16 protein-coding genes and 1 riboswitch are annotated in these 18180 nt (G+C 69.1%); of the genes, 3 read left to right on the forward strand and 13 right to left on the reverse strand.

Translation table 11 applies throughout. From position 1 onward, the window contains the following. Positions 1–79 precede the first annotated feature (79 nt). Positions 80–286, reverse strand: a complete 207-nt coding sequence (locus tag ACLFA2_RS14850; protein WP_046399014.1) for a hypothetical protein — start codon at positions 284–286, stop codon at positions 80–82. Between the two features lie 74 nt (positions 287–360). Between ACLFA2_RS14850 and ACLFA2_RS14855 the strand changes: the two genes are divergently transcribed. Further along, on the forward strand, positions 361–984 hold the full coding sequence (locus tag ACLFA2_RS14855; RefSeq protein ID WP_021201035.1) for an HAD family hydrolase: 624 nt from the start codon (positions 361–363) through the stop codon (positions 982–984). A gap of 23 nt (positions 985–1007) precedes the next feature. Here ACLFA2_RS14855 and ACLFA2_RS14860 read toward each other — a convergent pair whose 3' ends face one another. The 5 genes from ACLFA2_RS14860 to ACLFA2_RS14880 all read right to left on the reverse strand — a co-directional run bounded on the left by ACLFA2_RS14860 (position 1008) and on the right by ACLFA2_RS14880 (position 7747). Next, positions 1008–2468, reverse strand: a complete 1461-nt coding sequence (locus tag ACLFA2_RS14860; RefSeq protein WP_426621564.1) for an MFS transporter — start codon at positions 2466–2468, stop codon at positions 1008–1010. Positions 2469–2708: 240 nt separating this feature from the next. Further along, positions 2709–4448, reverse strand: coding sequence for a beta-galactosidase family protein (locus ACLFA2_RS14865; protein ID WP_347123070.1), 1740 nt, complete (start codon positions 4446–4448; stop codon positions 2709–2711). A gap of 69 nt (positions 4449–4517) precedes the next feature. Beyond that, positions 4518–5870, reverse strand: a complete 1353-nt coding sequence (locus ACLFA2_RS14870) for an ABC transporter substrate-binding protein (protein WP_426621565.1) — start codon at positions 5868–5870, stop codon at positions 4518–4520. A 67-nt stretch (positions 5871–5937) separates the two neighbouring features. After that, positions 5938–6828, reverse strand: a complete 891-nt coding sequence (locus ACLFA2_RS14875; RefSeq protein WP_021201039.1) for a carbohydrate ABC transporter permease — start codon at positions 6826–6828, stop codon at positions 5938–5940. A 1-nt stretch (position 6829) separates the two neighbouring features. Next, a complete protein-coding gene (locus ACLFA2_RS14880) occupies positions 6830–7747 on the reverse strand; it encodes a carbohydrate ABC transporter permease (RefSeq protein ID WP_021201040.1) in 918 nt (305 codons plus the stop codon). Between the two features lie 159 nt (positions 7748–7906). Between ACLFA2_RS14880 and ACLFA2_RS14885 the strand changes: the two genes are divergently transcribed. Then, a complete protein-coding gene (locus tag ACLFA2_RS14885; protein ID WP_426622478.1) occupies positions 7907–8893 on the forward strand; it encodes a LacI family DNA-binding transcriptional regulator in 987 nt (328 codons plus the stop codon). A gap of 4 nt (positions 8894–8897) precedes the next feature. On the opposite strand, the gene ACLFA2_RS14890 is transcribed toward ACLFA2_RS14885, so the two are convergent. From ACLFA2_RS14890 to ACLFA2_RS14920, 7 genes are all read right to left on the reverse strand, one after another. Beyond that, entirely contained in the window at positions 8898–9251 is a 354-nt protein-coding gene (locus tag ACLFA2_RS14890) for a hypothetical protein (RefSeq protein WP_029260425.1), read from the reverse strand. 53 nt (positions 9252–9304) lie between these two features. After that, the gene (gene ribH / locus ACLFA2_RS14895; protein WP_426621566.1) at positions 9305–9778 is read right to left on the reverse strand and encodes a 6,7-dimethyl-8-ribityllumazine synthase; all 474 of its coding nucleotides are present in this window, start codon (positions 9776–9778) and stop codon (positions 9305–9307) included. Beyond that, entirely contained in the window at positions 9775–11043 is a 1269-nt protein-coding gene (ribA, locus tag ACLFA2_RS14900; protein ID WP_426621567.1) for a GTP cyclohydrolase II, read from the reverse strand. The genes ribH and ribA overlap by 4 nt, the downstream gene beginning before the upstream one ends. Continuing rightward, positions 11040–11669 carry a riboflavin synthase gene (locus tag ACLFA2_RS14905; protein ID WP_021201045.1) on the reverse strand — a complete coding sequence of 210 codons (630 nt, stop codon included), beginning with the start codon at positions 11667–11669 and terminating at the stop codon, positions 11040–11042. Before ACLFA2_RS14905 ends, ribA begins: the two co-directional genes overlap by 4 nt. Next, positions 11669–12724 (reverse strand): bifunctional diaminohydroxyphosphoribosylaminopyrimidine deaminase/5-amino-6-(5-phosphoribosylamino)uracil reductase RibD, encoded by a 1056-nt coding sequence (ribD, locus tag ACLFA2_RS14910; RefSeq protein WP_426621568.1) that lies wholly within the window; start codon positions 12722–12724, stop codon positions 11669–11671. Before ribD ends, ACLFA2_RS14905 begins: the two co-directional genes overlap by 1 nt. Positions 12725–12787: 63 nt before the next feature. Further along, a riboswitch (FMN riboswitch) is annotated at positions 12788–12932 on the reverse strand. Positions 12933–13025: 93 nt separating this feature from the next. Beyond that, positions 13026–13889, reverse strand: coding sequence for an Fpg/Nei family DNA glycosylase (locus ACLFA2_RS14915; RefSeq protein WP_426621569.1), 864 nt, complete (start codon positions 13887–13889; stop codon positions 13026–13028). Positions 13890–13939: 50 nt separating this feature from the next. Further along, on the reverse strand, positions 13940–14503 hold the full coding sequence (locus tag ACLFA2_RS14920; protein WP_426621570.1) for a GNAT family N-acetyltransferase: 564 nt from the start codon (positions 14501–14503) through the stop codon (positions 13940–13942). Between the two features lie 78 nt (positions 14504–14581). On the opposite strand from ACLFA2_RS14920, the gene mfd reads away from it, so the two are divergent. Further along, positions 14582–18157 carry a transcription-repair coupling factor gene (gene mfd / locus ACLFA2_RS14925; RefSeq protein WP_031207203.1) on the forward strand — a complete coding sequence of 1192 codons (3576 nt, stop codon included), beginning with the start codon at positions 14582–14584 and terminating at the stop codon, positions 18155–18157. The last annotated feature ends 23 nt before the right edge of the window (positions 18158–18180 follow it).

The following is an 18180-nucleotide window of genomic DNA, read 5'->3' on the forward strand; positions in this document are numbered from 1 at the left end:
CTATCTGGAGATGGTACTTCGACCGTACTTCGTTCGCGGTCGAATCCTATGGAGCGGCTGTATGCGGCATATCGCGGGCTCAGGACCGGCCGAATCGCCGATGAGCCGCCTGCTTGCTCACGCCGAGGGCGCTGGCTATCGCCTGCCAGGAGTACCCGAGGTTCCGCGCGCGACGCACGTTCGCCTCCTCGGCACGGGCCACCTCCTTGCGCACCTCGGCGAGCCGGTGCAGCGCGGCCAGGGGCTCGCTGCCGTCGTCCTGTGCGATCGCGGTCGGCATTGTCATGATGGACCTCCTGCGTCAATCATCGTTGACGTGTCCGCGAGTGTCAATACATGTTGACGTGGCAGTCTGGGGGGATGCCGACGAAGAAGTGGATCCTGTTCGACATCGGGGGAGTGCTGGAGGTCGTCGACGACGATGCCTGGCAGCAGCAGTGGTGGGAGCGCTGGCGTGCGGTGGTCGGTCTCGAACCCTCCGCTTTCGAGGTGCGCATCGCAGAGGCCGATCTTCCGCCGATCGATGTCACCGTCGGCACCGAACCCGCTTTCTGGACGGCGGTGGGCACGGCGCTCGGTCTCGACGAGGTCCAGCGCCGCGCGATGCGCGCAGACTTCTGGGATGCCTACTGCGGCACCGGCAACCACGACCTGATCGCGTACGCGCGCACGCTCTCGGCGCGGGCGGGAACAGCGATCCTCTCCAACTCCGCCGATGGCGCGCGCGAGGAGGAGGAGCGCCGCTTCGGCTTCTCCGAGGTGTTCGACCCGATCTGCTACAGCCACGAGCAGGGCGTGAACAAGCCGGATCCCGAGGCCTACCGACGAGCACTCCAGCGCATGGGCGCCGACCCGGGCGACGTGCTGTTCATCGACGACCATCAGGTATCGGTCGACGGTGCCGAGGCGGTGGGGATCCGCGCCGTGCGACACCTCGACAACGCGACCACCATCGCCGCGATCGAGGAGTTCCTGCGGCCGTGACGTGAATCGTCACGGCCGCAGGATCACAGCTCGACGGCCGCCGCGACGCCGAGGTCGTCGTCGTAGTCGTGGTCCTTGGTCTCGGGGGAGAGGATCAGCGCGATGAACGTGAGCACACCCATCGCGGACAGGTACAGACCCACCAGCCACGGAGCGCCGCCGGCCACCTCCCACAGCTTCAGCGCGATGAGCGGGGCCACCGCGGCGCCGAGGATCGACGAGACGTTGTAGGCGATCGCCGACCCCGTGTAGCGCACGTTGGTCGGGAACAGCTCGGGAAGCAGAGCGCCCATCGGGCCGAACGTCGCGCCCATCAGCATGAACCCGAACACGAGGAACGCCTGGGTGAGCGCACCCGTGAACTTCGGGTCGACCGCGGGCAGGAGGAAGGCGTTGAACGTGAGACCGAACACGATGATGGTCCCGGTGACCCACAGCAGCAGCTTCCGTCGGCCGACCGCATCGGCGATCGGACCGGAGAGCAACGTGAAGATGCCGAAGAACACCACGCCGATGATCTGCATCAGCACGAAGTCGGTGTAGCCGAAGCCGAGACCGGGATAGAACTGGGCCGCGAACTTGATCGGGTCGAACGGGGCGCCGGTCGCCTCGGCAGCGGCCTTCGCGGCGGCGGTGGCGGTCTCGAGCGAGGCGGCCTTGGTTCCGTAGGCGAGGGTGAAGTTCGTCATCAGGTAGAACAGCACGTACGTCGCCAGCATGATGAACGTGCCGAGGATGAGCTGCTTCCAGTGGTGACGGAACACGGTCGCGAGCGGGAGCTTGCGGATCACGCCCTTCGTCTCCGCCTTCTTGAAGGTGTCGGACTCGACGAGCTTGAGCCGCACCCACAGGCCGATGATGACCAACACTGCGGAGAACAGGAACGGGATGCGCCAGCCCCAGGAGAGAAACGCCTCGGACTTCAGGACCGGGTTCTCGGCGTGCGGCAGCAGCCAGTTGATCGCGAGGAAGAGGAAGTTGGCGATGATGAAGCCCAGCGGCGCGCCCAGCTGCGGGAAGGTGCCGTACCAGGCGCGCTTGCCCTTCGGCGCATTCTCGGTGGCGACCAGTGCCGCGCCCGACCACTCGCCGCCGAGCGCGAAGCCCTGAGCGAGTCGCAGGATCAGCAGCAGCAGGGCGGCCCACCACCCGATGTCCTGGTAGGTCGGCAACAGGCCGATCACGAAGGTCGCGATGCCCATCGTCAGCAGTGATGCCACGAGCGTGGCCTTGCGCCCGAACTTGTCGCCGAAGTGGCCGAAGACCACCGCGCCGATCGGACGGGCGACCATCGCCGCACCGAACACCGCGAACGAGGAGAGGAGCGAGGTGGTGTCGTCGCCGGTGGGGAAGAACAGCACCGGGAACACGAGCACGGCCGCCGTCGCGTACGCGTAGAAGTCGTAGAACTCGATCGTGGTGCCGACCAGGCTCGCGGTGATGACGCGCGAGCGAGGATTCGCGGGCGCAGTGGCAGTACTCATGAAGCTCCTCCGATCGAGTCCCCGGTATACCGGGGGACCCGGGCGAGTTTACGCCTTCCTGAGTGTTTGCTGTGCGCGTGTTTCGCGTGTCATCTCGCAGCGGGACCCGGCCCCGGGTCTCCCACGGATCGGCGACGGCAGCCCGTCTGCACGATGATGCGGGTCGGGATCGAGGGGACGATGGTGGACGCGACACCGGTGCCGCTGACGTGAGCGGTCCGCCCGCCTCCCGCGCGGGGACTATTCCTCCGTGTCGCCGAGCGCGGGGGCTCCGACGAAGACGGCGCGCGGCTGCAGCACGTCTTCGAGCTCCAGCACGACGAGGTGATTGGCGCCCGCTCGGGTGACGGGTGCGGGCACGGCGAGCGTGCGCTGCGGGCCGTTGCGCCAATATCGACCGAGGAAGAATCCGTTCACGAACGCGTAGCCCTTGCTCCACGATGCGGTGTCGACGAAGAGATCCGCAGGGGCATCCAGGGAGAACTCGGCCGTCCACGCGGCGGGACCGACCTCCCGGCCGCGCTCGCGGCCGCCGTCCGCATCGATCTCCGCGGCGATCTCCGCGACATCCAGGGTCGTCGCTCGCCAGCCCGTCACGGGCGCACCGTCGAGGGTGATCTCGCCGATCAGCCCCTTCTCCTCGCCCAGACGACGGTCGTAGTTCACGCGCCCCTGATCCTCGACGAGAATGCGGAGGCTGCGGCCATCCGGGATCCGGATCGCGCGGTCGTGCCGAGTGCGGGCGAGTGTGCCGACCGGGTGACCGTCGACGCTCACCCAAGCCAGGTCGCGCACGTCGTCGACGACGAGGAGCCCGCCCGCTCCTGCCGGCAGCTCGGTGTCGTAACGTACGAGGGCGCTCAGATGTCCGAGCTCGTCGAAGGTCTGCGGCAGGGCGGTGGTCGGCGCAGCCCCCGCGACATCGGTCCACGGTCCCGCCGCTCGAAGCGGAACCTCGAACGCGGGGGAGGCCTCGGCCGCCGCGGGCACCTCGTCGGGCACCGGCGCGTAGCGGGCGATCACCTCGCGGAAGGCGAAGAACTTCTCCGTCGGGTTCCCCGTCTCATCGAGCGGGGCGTCGTAGTCGTAGGAGGTCACCAGGGGCAGGTAGCGCCCCTTGTCGTTCGCGCCGTTGGTCAGCCCGAAGTTGGTGCCGCCGTGGAACATGTAGATGTTGACCGAGGCGCCGGCCGCCAGCAGCTCGTCGAGGTCGGCGGCGGCCGCGGCGACATCGGTCGTGTGATGCACGCCGCCCCACCAGTCGAACCATCCGTCCCAGAACTCCGCGCACATCAGCGGACCCGTGGGCTGATGGCGGCGCAGGGTGGCGAGCCGTTCGGTGCTCCGGGAGCCGAAGGATCCGGTCTTGTGCAGCCCGGGGAGGCTTCCGTCGCTCAGCATCCGGTCGACGGGCTGATCCACGGTCGTCAGCGGAACGGTGATCCCGGCATCGCGAGTCGTGGTCACCAGCGACTCGAGATAGGCGCGGTCGGCGCCGTAGGCGCCGTACTCGTTCTCGATCTGCACCAGGATCACCGGCCCACCGTGGTCGATCTGCCGCGGTGCGACGATGTCGTACACGCGGCGCAGGTAGGCGGTTACCTCGGCGAGGAAGGCCGGAGCGGAGGAGCGCAGTCCTTCGACGCTGCCCGTGAGCCACACCGGCAGTCCGCCGTTGTGCCACTCGGCGCAGATGTAGGGGCCGGGGCGCACGATCGCGTCGAGGCCCTCGGCGTGCACCAGGTCGAGGAAGCGCCCCAGATCGTTCCATCCACTAGCGTCCCACTCTCCGCGCCGAGGTTCGTGCGCGTTCCAGGCGACGTAGGTCTCGATCGTGTTCAGTCCCATCAGTCGGGCTTTGCGGATGCGGTCGCGCCACTGGTCGGGGTGCACGCGGAAGTAGTGGATGGCGCCGGAGATCACCTGGTGCGGCTGTCCGTCGCGGAGGAAGTCGGTGTCGCCGAGGGAGAAGGAGGTCACGTGTCGTGGTGCTTTCGATGAGGCGGGCGGAGCCGGCCCGGCGGGGACCGGGCCGGCTCAGCCGCGGGGTCACTTGTTGACGCTGAAGCCCTGGGAGTTGCCGTACTCGACCAGCGCGTCCTGCCAGGCGGCGAGGCCCTCGTTCAGGTCGGTGCCGTTCTGGTACGACTGGCCGACGGTGTCGCCGAAGATGCTGTTCCCGTACACCTGGTAGGGCAGGTAGCTCCAGCCCTCGACCACGTCATCGGCCGCGGCCGCGAGGACCTCGTTGATCTTCTGGCCGCCGAAGTACTCCGGCGCCTCGGCGAGGAACTCCGTGCTGGACAGCTCCGCGGTCGTCGACGGGAATCCGCCGGACTCGAGGGCGATCGAGGTGCTTTCCTCGGAGTTGTTCAGCCACCACAGGAAGCCCGCCGCCAGCTCCGGGTTCTTGCTCTGCTTCGTGACGGCCTGCCCGCCCCCGCCGTTCTCCGCGCTCGCCGGGGAACCGTCGTACGTCGGCATCGGCGCGACGCGCCAGTCTCCGGCGCCGTCAGGGGCACCGGAGATGAGGTTCGCGGGCATCCACGCGCCGATCACGAGGCTCGCCAGGCTGCCGTCGCCGAGGGCGCGGAACCATTCGTCGCTCCAGCTGCCGTACGGGGCCAGCAGGTCCTCCTCGACGAGGCGGTTCCAGTTCTCGGTCCACTTCTTCGAGCCGGTGTCCTGCAGGTCGATCGTGACGTCGGTGCCGGAGGTCTCGAACGGCTTTCCCCCGGCCTGCCAGATCATCGAGGTCGCGAAGCCCGCATCTCCCGTGTCGTTGGTGATGTACGCGTCGGGGTTCGCCGCGTGGATCGCCTTGGCGGCCTCGTAGTACTCGTCCCAGGTGGTGGGGACGGCGACACCGGCCGCATCGAACACGGTCTTGTTGTAGAACAGGGCCATGGGGCCGGAATCCTGCGGCAGACCGTAGATCGCGTCGCCGTCGGTGACGGAGTTCCAGGTGGAGGCGGTGTAGTCGTCCTCGAAGTCGGCGAACCCGTACTGCGACAAGTCGGTGAAGGCGTCCGTCAGCGCGAACTGCGGGAACGCGTAGTACTCGATCTGCACGACGTCCGGAGCGCCGGAGCCCGCCTTGATCGCGTTCTGCAGCTTGGTGTACTCCTCGTTGTTGGTGCCGGCGTTCACCAGCTTGACCTTGACGTTCGGGTACTCCTTCTGGAAGGCCTCGACCTGGGCCTCGGCCGACGGTGTCCACGACCAGTACGTGATCTCGCCGCCCTTCTCGAGCGCCGCCTCGACGGAGTCGAACGAGCCGGAACCCGTGTTGCCGGCGCCGGCGTCGCCGCCGGTGCTGCATCCGGCCAGCGCCAGCGCTGCCACGGTTCCTGCGGCGAGCACCGCGAGGGTGCGCCGCGTCGGGGAGGGAAGGTGCTTCATTGCTGTGTCCTTTCGGGAGGTGCGGTCCAGCGTCGGATCGCAGAGGTGATGCAGGGGGTACGGGGAGCTACTGCTTGACGCTTCCCGCGGTGAGACCTGACTGCCAGAAGCGCTGCAGCAGCAGGAAGGCGATGACGATCGGCACGATCGTGAGCAGCGAGCCCATGATCACGAGGTTGTAGATGGGCTGGGACCCCGCGCCGATGGCCTGGGCGCTCCACTGGTTCAAGCCGACCGTGAGCGGATACCAGGCGGGGTCCGAGAGCATGATCAGGGGCAGGAAGTAGTTGTTCCAGGTGGCGACCACCGTGAACAGCGCGACCGTCACGATGCCGGGCGCGAGCAGCCGCATCGAGATCGTGAAGAACGTGCGGAACTCTCCTGCGCCGTCGATGCGGGCCGCCTCGAGCAGCTCGGTCGGCACCGACTCCGACGCGAACACCCAGATCAGGTACAGACCGAAGGGACTGATGAGGGACGGGATGATCACCGCCCACGGCGTGTTCGTCAGTCCGAGCTCGCTGAACAGCAGGAAGGTCGGGACCGCGAGGGCGGTGCCGGGCACCGCCACGGCGCCCAGGACCACGGCGAACACCGCACGGCGTCCGGGGAAGCGGAACTTCGCGAGTCCGTAGCCGGCCATGGTGGCGAGCAGCGTCGCGCCCCCGGCGCCGACCACGACGTACAGGAGGGTGTTCCCGAGCCAGCGCAGGAAGATGCCGTCGCGATACGAGAACGTGGCGACCAGGTTGTCGAAGAATGCGAAGTCGTCGGCGAACCACAGTCCGAACGAGCTGAAGAGTCCCGCCTGCGTCTTGGTCGAACTGAACAGCAGCCACACCAGGGGCACGAGCGTATACAGCGCGTAGAGGATCATGACGATCAGCAGGGTGTTCGACGTGCGCGGCTTCAGCGGATCGTGGCGGCGGTGCGCGGGGCGGGCGAGGGGGAGTGCCATGTCAGCGCACCTCCGACTTCGAGCCGCGCAGCTGCACGACGTAGGCGATGACCGCGGTGATGACGCCCATGATGATGGCGATCGTCGCGGCGTAGTTGAACTGCTGCCCCGCGAACGACAGGTTGTACGCGTACATGTTCGGCGTGAAGAACGTCGTGATCACGTTCGGGGCCAGGGGGCGCAGGATGTTGGGCTCGTTGAAGAGCTGGAAGCTGCCGATGATCGAGAAGATCGTGGCGATCACGAGCGCTCCGCGCACGGACGGGATCTTGATCGAGAAGATCGTGCGCCACGCCCCGGCGCCGTCGAGGGAGGCCGCCTCGTACATGTCGGTCGGGATGGTCTTGAGCGACGAGTAGAAGATCAGCATGTTGTAGCCGACGAACTCCCAGGTGACGATGTTGCCGATCGAGACCAGCATCCACTCCTTGGCGAACGGCGTGATCGCATCGACGCCGAGGATGTCGTTGATGTTGCTCGTGAGGCCGAACTGGTCGCCGTAGATGTAGCCCCACATCAGCACCGCCACCACGGCCGGCACCGCGTAGGGCAGGAAGATCAGGATGCGGAAGAACGACGCTCCGCGCAGGCGGGCGCTGTCGAGGGCGAGGGCGGCGCCGAGGGCCAGGATCAGCATGATCGGCACCTGCACGACGAGGAAGACCAGTACGCGGCCGAACGCCTCCCAGAACTGCGGGTCGCTCAGGGCGCGGACGTAGTTGTCGAGCCCCACGAACGCGGTGCCGCCGATGAGCTTCTCCTGGAAGAAGCTCAGGTACAGCGCATAGGCGAGCGGCGTCAGGAACACCAGGGCGAACACGACCATGAACGGGCCGACGAAGGCCCATCCCCTCCAGTCGCGCTTGTCGCGGCGCCGGATGCCGGGGGCACCCGGGGCTGCGGGGATTTCAGTCGTCATCGACGAGTCCTTCTTACGTTTCGGGCGCACCGTGCGCCGTGTGTCAACGTCAACATATTGGACCGACTGGTAGTGTGTCAACGTCAACATATGAGGGGATGGGTGATCGTGACCCCGGAGCATCCGACAGAGACGTCGACGCGTCGACGTGAGCCCTCGATGGAAGACGTGGCCCGCGAGGCCGGCGTCTCCGGCCAGACCGTGTCGCGCGTCGTCAATGCCAGGGGCTACGTCGGTGCCGCCACGCGCGAGCGTGTCGAGGCCGCCATGCACAGTCTGGGGTACCGGCCGAACAGCGCCGCCCGCGCACTCCGGTCAGGGCGATTCCGCACGATCGGCGTCGTGATGTTCTCGTTCAGCTCTTACGGGAACCAGCGCACGCTCGATGCGATCGCCGTGCGCGCCGCCCAGCTCGGCTACGCGCTCACTCTCATCCCCGTCGAGTCGAGCGCGGGCGAGACCGTGGCCGGTGCGTTCCGTCGGCTGGAGGAGCACGCGGTCGACGGCATCATCATCGTGATCGAGGCGCATCAGCTCGACGAGGCCGACATCGAGATCCCCGAGGCGCTTCCCGTCGTATTCGTCGACTCGAACCGCACGGCGACGCATCCGTTCGTCGATACCGATCAGGCGCAGGGCGCTCGGCTCGCGACCGAGCACCTGCTCGAACTCGGTCACGACACCGTGTGGCACGTCACCGGTCCCGCGCGCTCCTACTCCGCCGAGCGCCGCCGTGAAGCGTGGCGGGAGACGCTCGAGACGCACGGGCGCACGGTCCCGGAGCCGCTGGCGGGGGACTGGACCGCGTCGTCCGGCTACGCAGCCGGTCTCGAACTGCGTGCGATCGGCGGTGTCACCGCGGTGTTCGTGGCGAACGACCAGATGGCGATCGGCGTGCTGCGTGCGTTCCGAGAGATCGGGCTCGACGTGCCGCGAGACGTGAGCATCGTCGGGTTCGACGGACTGCCCGATGCGGCACAGCTCTGGCCGCCGCTGACGACCGTGCAGCAGCACCCGGAGCGCGTGGGCGCGCTCGCGGTGGACGCGCTGCTCGCCGAGCTCGACGGTGTCGAGCGTCAGCAGACCCCGCTCGTCGGTACCGAACTCATCGTGCGGGCGAGCACGGCGGCGCCGCGGACGCGCTGACGGCTCAGCGCCAGATCGCGGCGATCGCGGCGTTGACGGCGGTGAGGATGCCGACGAGCCAGAACACCGCCGGCGGGATGGCCGCACCGCGGCGCTGACGACCCAGGCCGATGCCGAGCAGGGCGCCGATGATGAGCAGGATCACGAGCTTGACGCCGATCTTGACGTAGTTGAGCTCGTAGGAGATGCCCCACGGCGCCGCGAGCGCGAGGCCCGCGACCGCGGCGATCGCCATGCCGATGTTCATCAGACGCGTGAACTCACGCTTTCCGCCGAACGCCTGCGCGGCCCAGGAGCCGAAGAGCACGGCGAATCCGATGAGGTGGACGAACAGCACGATATGACGGAGGGTCTCCATGCCCTCACCGTACGAGTGAGGCGAGGTCCAGCGCTAGCAAGGGCAGGCTGACCTCAGCCGCGCAGCTCCCGTGTCACGAGGGCTGTGCGCAGGGCGGCGTCAGCTGCTTCGGCGCCCTTGTCCTCCTTGGAGCCCTCCAGGCCCGCACGGTCGAGACCCTGCTGCTCGTCGTCGAGGGTGAGCACGCCGAAGCCGACGGGCTTGCCGGCGTCGAGGGCGACGCGGGTGAGGCCATCGGTGGTCGCCGCCGACACGTACTCGAAGTGCGGTGTGCCCCCGCGGATGATCACGCCGAGTGCGACGACGGCATCCGCCCCGCCGGCGAAGGCCGCCTGGGCGGCGATCGCGAGTTCGAACGAGCCGGGCACGCGCACCAGTCGGTGCGTGGCCCGGGCCACGTCCAGCACGCGCTCCGCACCGGCGATCAAGCCGTTCGAGATCGTCTCGTGCCAGGTTCCGGCCACGATGACGACGTTCAGACCGCGTCCGTCGATGGTGCCGATCTCGGGTGCTCCTGCGCCGCTCATTTGTCGTCCTCTCCGTGGGCGAGCGCCTCTGCGAGTTCCGCTTCGCCGATGATGTGACCCATCCGGTCACGCTTGGTCTCCAGGTACTGATGGTTGTTGGGTCCCACACCGACGATCAGCGGCACCTGCTCGACGACGTCGAGGCCGAGCTCGCGCAGCTGCGCGACCTTGTCGGTGTTGTTCGTCAGCAGGCGCACCTTCGACACGCCCAGGTCGGAGAGGATGCCGGCCGCCGCTGCGTAGTCGCGGGCATCGGCCGGCAGCCCCAGCGCGAGGTTGGCGTCGACCGTGTCGAGCCCCTCCTCCTGCAGGCTGTAGGCGCGCAGCTTGTTGATGAGGCCGATCCCTCGACCCTCGTGACCGCGCATGTAGATGACGATCCCGCTCTCCTTCTCGATCGCGTCGAGGGCGGAGTCGAGCTGCGGGCCGCACTCGCATTTGAGCGAGCCGAACGCCTCGCCGGTCAGGCACTCCGAGTGCACCCGCACGAGCGCGGTCTCGCCGAGTTCGCCCGAGACGACCGCGATGTGGTCGGTGCCGGTGATGCGGTCCTTGTAGGCGAGGAAGCGGAAGGTGCCGTGCGTGGTGGGCACGGTGGCGTCGGCGCGCAGGCTCACGCGACGGCCGCGATGCGCACTCGGGGTGGCGCCCTCGGGATCGATCTCGTTGAGGTGGGCGATCAGCTGCTCGATCGTGATGACCGGCACGCCGTCGCGCGCACCGAGCTCGATCAGGCCGGGCAGCCGCATCATGCTGCCGTCCTCCGCCACGACCTCCGCGATCGCGCCGACGGGGCGGAGACCGGCGAGCTTCATGAGTTCGACCGCGGCCTCGGTGTGGCCACTGCGCTCGCGCACTCCGCCGTCGACCGCCCGCAGCGGCAGCACATGGCCGGGCCGGATGATGCTGGTCGACGTGGACTCCGGGTTCGACAGCACGTTCAGCGTGTGGGCGCGGTCGTGGGCGCTGATGCCGGTCGTGACCCCCTGCGCGGCGTCGACACTCACCGTGTATGCGGTCGAGCGGGCGTCTTCGCTGGCGGCGACCATCGGCGGCAGGTTCAGGTGATCGGCGAGATCGGCGGGCATCGGGGCGCAGATGAAGCCCGACGACCAGCGCACGGTCCACGCCACCCACTCGGGCGTCGCGAGCTCTGCCGACAGGATGACGTCGCCCTCGTTCTCGCGGTTCTCGTCGTCGGCGACGAGGACGGGACGCCCGGCGCGCAGCGCCTCCAGGGCCTCGGCGATGGTGGAAAGGCTCATCGCGAGCCTCCTTCCGGTGCGGCGCGGAACGCGAGCAGTCGCTCGACGTGCCGGGCGAGGATGTCGGTCTCCAGGTTCACGCGGTCGCCGACGGCGCGGACGCCGAGCGTGGTCGCGGCGAGGGTCTCGGGGATCAGCGAGACCTCGAACCAGGGGGAGGGGTCTGCGGGGGCGCTGACGGCGCTCACGGTCAACGAGGTGCCGTCGACCGAGATCGAGCCCTTGTCGACCACGAGCGGGGCGAGGTCGAGGGGCAGGCTGATCCGCAGCACGCTCCACTGCGCGCCGGGGCGCACCTCGAGCACGTCGCCGGTGCCGTCGACGTGGCCCTGCACGATGTGACCGCCGAGACGGGCGCCGACCGGCATCGCCTTCTCGATGTTCACGCGGGTTCCGACCGTCGCCGACCCGATCGCGGCGACGTCGAGAGTCTGCTTCATCACGTCGGTGTCGAAGGTGTCGGCGGTCGACCCCACCACGGTGAGGCACACACCCGAGACGGCGATGGACTCGCCGTGCACGGCGTCCGCTGCGGCCCGGGGCGCGCGGACGGTCAGGCGCCAGCCGTCACCCGCGGGGGCGATCGCGGTGATCTCGCCCATCTCCTCGATGATTCCGGTGAACATCAGGCGGCTCCTTCGTTCTGCGGGTCTTCCGCGGGATCGGTGGCGTGCGCGGGGTGCGCGATCGCGAGCAGGTCGTCTCCGAGGGGAAGCCACTCGTCGACGGTCAGGCGTCGGGCCTCGTCGATGGAACCGACGCCGATGTCGTTCAGGGCGAGTCGGCTGCCTCCGAGCAGCACCGGGGCGATGTAGGCGAGCACGCGATCGGCGAGCCCCGCCTCGATGAAGGCGCTGGCGAGCGTCGGGCCGCCCTCCACGAACAGGCTCTGCACCCCGCGGGCGTGCAGGTCGGCGACGACCGCGTGCAGATCGTGGGTCTCGAAGAACAGCGGGGTGCGGGGATGCCGGTGCACAGCGGCATTGGACGGGGTGGGCCGGGAGCCGATGACGACCGGGATCGGCTGGTGCGGCAGCAGGGCGTCGCCGTCGCGTGCCGTCAGAGCGGGGTCATCGGTCAGCACCGTTCCGGTGCCGACCGCGATCGCGTCGGCCTCCGCACGTCGGCGGTGCACGTCGGCGCGTGCGGCGGGCCCCGTGATCCACTGGCTCGATCCGTCGGCGGCGGCCGCGCGGCCGTCCAGGCTCTGCGCCCACTTGACAGTGACATGGGGGCGTCCGAGTCGTTGGGCGGTCAGCCATCCGGCGATGAGCGCGTGTGCGGCGTCCGCCTGCTCACCCGACTCGACGTCGACGCCTGCGGACCGCAGGCGTTCCGCCCCGCCGCCTGAGGCGACGCCGGGGTCGTCGAGCGCGTACACCACGCGTGCGACGCCCGCGTCGATGAGAGCGACGGCGCAGGGGCCCGTGCGGCCGGTGTGGTTGCAGGGTTCGAGGGTCACGACGGCCGTCGCTCCTCGCGCCTCGCCGGGGGCGAGCTTCGAGAGCGCGTCGACCTCTGCGTGGGGGGTGCCGGCGCCGTGGTGCCAGCCCTCGGCGATGACCCTGCCGTCGGGGGAGAGGAGGACCGCACCGACCTGCGGGTTCGCCCCGCGCGGTCCACGGGCGGCGAGGTGGAGCGCGCGATCCATCGCGTGGCGCTCTGCCGCGTTCACTGCCATCCGTCGTCCTCCTCTGAGGCTCCGGGTTCAGACAGGGGTGGCGGAACGGACGCACGGATGCGTCTCGTGCTGCCTCCCTTCCGGACTAGCGAGGTCGCCCTCGCATCACCGTCGGTCCCGGAATTCCACCGGATCGGCATCCCGATCTCTCGAGACGCTCGCGGACTGTCACCGCCGGTTCGGATTCCCACCGACCCCGGAGCACGTTGTTGTTCTGAGTGTACTCAACGCGTTCGGGCGCATTTCATTCCGCGACAGATCATTCCGCGACAGACGACTTCACCGTGCGGCGCGTCCGCCATCACTTCAGCAGTCGGGAGAGGCGACGGTCGGCCAGCACCTTGCCACCGGTCTGGCAGGTGGGGCAGTACTCGAGCGAGCGGTCGGCGAAGAACACGCTGCGGACCGTGGCTCCGCACACCGGGCAGGCTTCTCCTCGGCGCGCGTGCACCTGCATGCCGCGGCGCTTGGCATCCTTCAGGTCCGCCGGCGGTTTGCCGGAGGCTTGGGCGACCGCCTCTGTCAGCGTCTCGCGCATGGCTCCGAACAGGCGGTCGATCTCGGCGTCGTCGAGCTTTCCGGCGATCGCATACGGTGACATGCGCGCGGCATGCAGGATCTCGTCCGAGTACGCGTTGCCGATGCCCGCGATCACCGCCTGATCACGCAGCAGCCCCTTGATCTGCATACGCCGATCCTCGAGCAGGGCGGCGAACGCCTCGCGCGTGAACGCGGGGTCGAGAGGGTCGGGGCCGAGCCGGGCGATGCCGGGCACCTCCTGCGGATCGCGCACCACGTACACGGCGAGCGACTTCTTGGTCCCCGCTTCCGTGAGGTCGAAACCGCTGCCGTCGTCGAGGGCGATGCGCAGGGCGATGGGGGACTTGCCCGGTTTGATGAGCGTGGTCGGGAGCGTCTCGTACCAGCGCAGCCACCCGGCCTTCGCGAGGTGGAACACCAGGTGCAGCTCGTCGCCGCAGGAGAGCACGACGAACTTGCCCAGACGCGCGGATGCGGTGATCGGGGCTCCCTGGAGGGCGTGGATCGGAGGATCGTAGGTCTTCAACGCGGCGATCGCCGAGACGGTCGCGCGCGTGATGGTGCGCCCGACGGCGCGTTCGGCGAGAAACGTGGTCAGGCCCTGGACTTCCGGCATCTCCGGCATGGGTTCATCCTGTCATCGGGCGCCGACACTGTCACCCGGGGGCGCGCCCCTCAGAGGATCGGCCAGTCGACCGGCGTGCGGTCGTCCCCGGGGAGGAGGCCGGCCGTCCAGCCGTCGTCGCGCCCGCGCGGGCTCGTCAGCGCCTGCCGCTGCAGGCCCTCGTAGCGGAAGCCGAGGGCCCGGGCGGCGCGGGCCGAGGGGATGTTCCCCGCGACGGCCTGCCAGCGGATGCGGACGAGCCGGAGTCCGACGAAACCCCAATCGATCACGGCCGCTGCTGCTTCGGTGAGATATCCGCGGCCCCGTGCGCGGGCCGTCACCCAGTAGCCCAGCTCTGCGGTCGCGCCCGTGAAGTGGTCGGTCATGTTGTGAAGACCGATCATGCCCACGAGCTCGCCGTCCGCATACATGCCCCAGACGACCTCGGAACCGGCGTCCCACTGCGCGGCTGACAGACGCACGAACTGCGCGGCGTCCTCGCGGGTGTACGGACTCGGCACGGTGGTCCAGCGCGGGATCTCCGGATCCTGGCACGCTTCGGTGATCGCGTCGATGTCCGCCTCCGTCGGGGCGTGCAGGACGAGTCGGGGCGTGGTGAGGGCGACGGATTCCATCCCGACAGCCTAGGCAGGCTGGCGTTCCTCGACGGGCGCGGCGGCCGGAGTGTCCGTGGGCGCGACTAGTCTTGTCCGGTGACTGTTCCGGGGATTCTGCGCGCCTTGGAAGAGGCGTCTCTGTACCGTGACGCCCTCAGCTGGGCGCGCACCGACGCCGACCTCGGCCTGGTCGACGGGCTCGACGCCCCGGCGCTCGCCGGCCTGCTCGAGAAGAGGGCGGCGGCGGGACACCCGGCCGCCCTCCTCGCCGTCGTCCCCACCGGGAGGCGGGCGGAGAGCCTCGCGCTGGCGATGCACGCCTACCTGCCCGACGCCGACATCCTCACGTTCCCCGCCTGGGAGACGCTGCCGCACGAGCGGCTCAGCCCGAGCCCGGACACGGTCGGTCAGCGTCTGCAGACGCTGCGCCGGATCGCGGAGTGGTCGGGCGACCACCCGCTCGTCGTCGTCGCGTCCGTGCGGGCCGCGCTCCAGCCGATCGCCGGCAACCTGGGCGAGATCGCCCCGCTCGAACTCGGCGTCGGCAGCCGGGGGCACGAACTCGACCGCGTGGTCGAGCAGCTGGTCGAACGGGCGTACTCCCGCGTCGACATGGTGTCGCGGCGCGGCGAGTTCGCGGTGCGCGGCGGCATCCTCGACGTCTTCCCTCCCACGTCGGAGCACCCCTATCGCGTCGAGTTCTTCGGCGACGAGATCGACCAGATCCGTGCGTTCTCCGTCGCGGACCAGCGCTCGCTTCCGGGTGATGTCACCGGCGTCGACCTGCCGCCCACCCGCGAACTGCTGCTCACGGCCGAGGTCCGCGATCGGGCCCGCGCACTCGTCGGCGGCTTCCCGGCGATCTCGGGCATGCTCGAGAAGATGGCCGAGGGCATCCCGGTCGAAGGCATGGAGTCGCTGCTCCCCGCGGTCGCCGGACCCTTGAAGTCGCTGGCCGAGTACCTACCGGCGGGAAGTGCCACGGCGGTCATCGATCCCGAGCGATCGAGTGCGCGCGCCATCACCCTGGGCGACACCAACCGCGAGTTCCTCGACGCTGCCTGGAGCGCCGCCACCTCCGGCGCCTCCGCGCCCATCGATCTGGGGGCCGGTGACTTCCTGACCATCGCCGAGCTGCGCGAGGTCGTGCGCGACCGGGGCGGGGTGTGGTGGCGGCTCAGCCCGTTCGGCGCCGGGCTCGGTGAGGGCGATGCGGAGGCCACGAACCTCGGCGCCGCCGTCATCCCCTCCTTCCACGGCAACGTCGACGGCGCGATCTCGTTCGTCGAGGCGAAGGTGACCGACGGCTGGCGGGTGGTCGTGATCGCCGCCGGTCACGGTCTGGTCGATCGCGCACGCGACGTGCTCGCCGACCGCGGCCTGGCCGCGCGGGTGGTCGAGACGCTCACCGACGCACCGGAGGGCGGTGTCGCGACCCTCGTCACCGGATCCGTCGAGGCCGGCTTCCAGGTGGCCGAGGCGAAGCTCGCCGTCCTCACCGACAACGAGTTCTACGGCCGGACCATCGGCGGCGATCAGCGTGTCGTCAAGAAGCTCGCCTCGCGGCGCAAGAACGTGGTCGACCCGCTGCAGCTCAAGCAGGGCGACTTCGTGGTGCACGCCACCCACGGCATCGGCCGCTTCGTCGAGATGACCCAGCGCGAGGTGTCCACCGGCGGGCGCAACGCCACCAAGTCGATCCGCGACTACCTCGTTCTCGAGTACGCGCCGTCCAAGCGCGGCTACCCGGGCGACAAGCTGTTCGTGCCGACGGATCAGCTCGATCTGCTCTCGAAGTACGTCGGCGGCGAGGCCCCGACGCTCTCGAAGATGGGCGGCAGCGACTGGTCGCAGGCCAAGGGCAAGGCGCGCAAGGCCGTGCGCGACATCGCGGTCGAGCTCGTGAAGCTCTACTCCGCGCGCATGAGCGCGAAGGGCCACGCGTTCGGCCCGGACACCCCGTGGCAGCGCGAGTTGGAAGAGGCGTTCCCGTTCGCGGAGACACAGGACCAGCTGCAGACGATCGACGAGATCAAGGCCGACATGGAACGGCCCATCCCGATGGACCGGCTGCTCTCGGGCGACGTCGGCTTCGGCAAGACCGAGGTCGCGGTCCGGGCGGCGTTCAAGGCGATCCAGGACGGCAAGCAGGTCGCGATGCTCGTGCCGACGACGCTGCTGGTGAAGCAGCACCTCGAGACGTTCACCGAGCGCTTCGCCGGCTTCCCTGTCAAGGTGCGGCCCTTGTCGCGCTTCCAGACCGACAAGGAGGCGCGTCTCACTCTGCAAGGCCTGCTCGAGGGTTCGGTCGACATGGTGATCGGCACCCACCGCATCCTCACCGACCAGGTGATGTTCAAGGACCTCGGCCTGATGATCATCGACGAGGAGCAGCGGTTCGGCGTCGAGCACAAGGACGCGCTCAAGAAGATGAAGACCAACGTCGACATCCTCGCCATGAGTGCCACGCCCATTCCGCGCACGCTCGAGATGGCGGTCACCGGCATCCGGGAGATGTCCACGCTGGCGACCCCGCCGGAGGACCGGCACCCGATCCTCTCGTTCGTCGGCCCGCGCAGCGACAAGCAGATGGCCGCGGCGATCCGTCGCGAGATCCTGCGCGAAGGGCAGATCTTCTTCGTGCACAACCGGGTGCAGTCGATCCAGCGCGTCGCGAGCGAGCTCGCCGAACTCGTTCCCGAGGCCCGGATCGCGGTCGCGCACGGACAGATGGGAGAGCACCAGCTCGAGCAGGTCGTCGACGACTTCTGGGAGCGCAAGTTCGACGTGCTCGTCTCGACGACCATCATCGAGACGGGTCTCGACATCGCGAACGCGAACACGATCATCATCGACCGCGCCGACAAGTACGGACTCAGTCAGCTGCACCAGCTGCGTGGACGCGTCGGACGAGGGCGCGAGCGCGCCTACGCGTACTTCCTGTACGACGAGATGAAACCGCTGAGCGAGACCGCGGCCGACCGCCTGCAGACCATCGCGGTCAACAACGACCTGGGCTCCGGCATGCAGGTCGCGCTGAAGGACCTCGAACTGCGCGGGGCGGGCAACCTGCTCGGCGCCGAACAGGCCGGACACATCGCGGGCGTCGGATTCGACCTGTACCTGCGCATGATCGGCGAGGCCGTGGCGACGTTCCGCGGGGACGAAGTCGAGACCGGGCAGGAGCTGCGCCTGGAACTGCCCCTCGATGCGCGCATCCCCGAGTACTACATCGACAGCGAGCGGCTGCGGCTCGAGGCCTACCAGAAGCTCTCCGCCGCCTCGGCGGCGACCGCCAAGGATGAGGCGATCGATCTGGTCGTCGAAGAGCTCGTCGACCGCTACGGCACGCCGCCCGAAGAGGTCGAAGGCCTGTTGGCGATCTCGCGTCTGCGCCGTCGCGCTGCCCGGGTCGGGCTGACCGACGTCGTCGTGATGGGCTCGAACCTGCGCATCGCGCCCGCGCGGCTCGAAGACTCGATCAAGGTGCGGCTGCAGCGGCTCTACCCGAAGGCGAAGCTCGTGGCCGGGGGAGAGGCGCTGGTCGTGCCGATGCCCACCGTCCCCGCGGCGGTCGGGGTGGGTCTCGAGCCGCTCCCCGACGCACAGCTGCTCGAGTGGGTCGGGCAGCTGTTCACCGCGATCTTCCCCGAGCCGGCCAAGACCGAGTAGCGCGCGACGGGGGGCCGCGGTAC

This window comes from Microbacterium sp. As-52, from assembly GCF_049949185.1.
GTDB classification, from domain to species: Bacteria; Actinomycetota; Actinomycetes; order Actinomycetales; family Microbacteriaceae; genus Microbacterium; species Microbacterium maritypicum_A.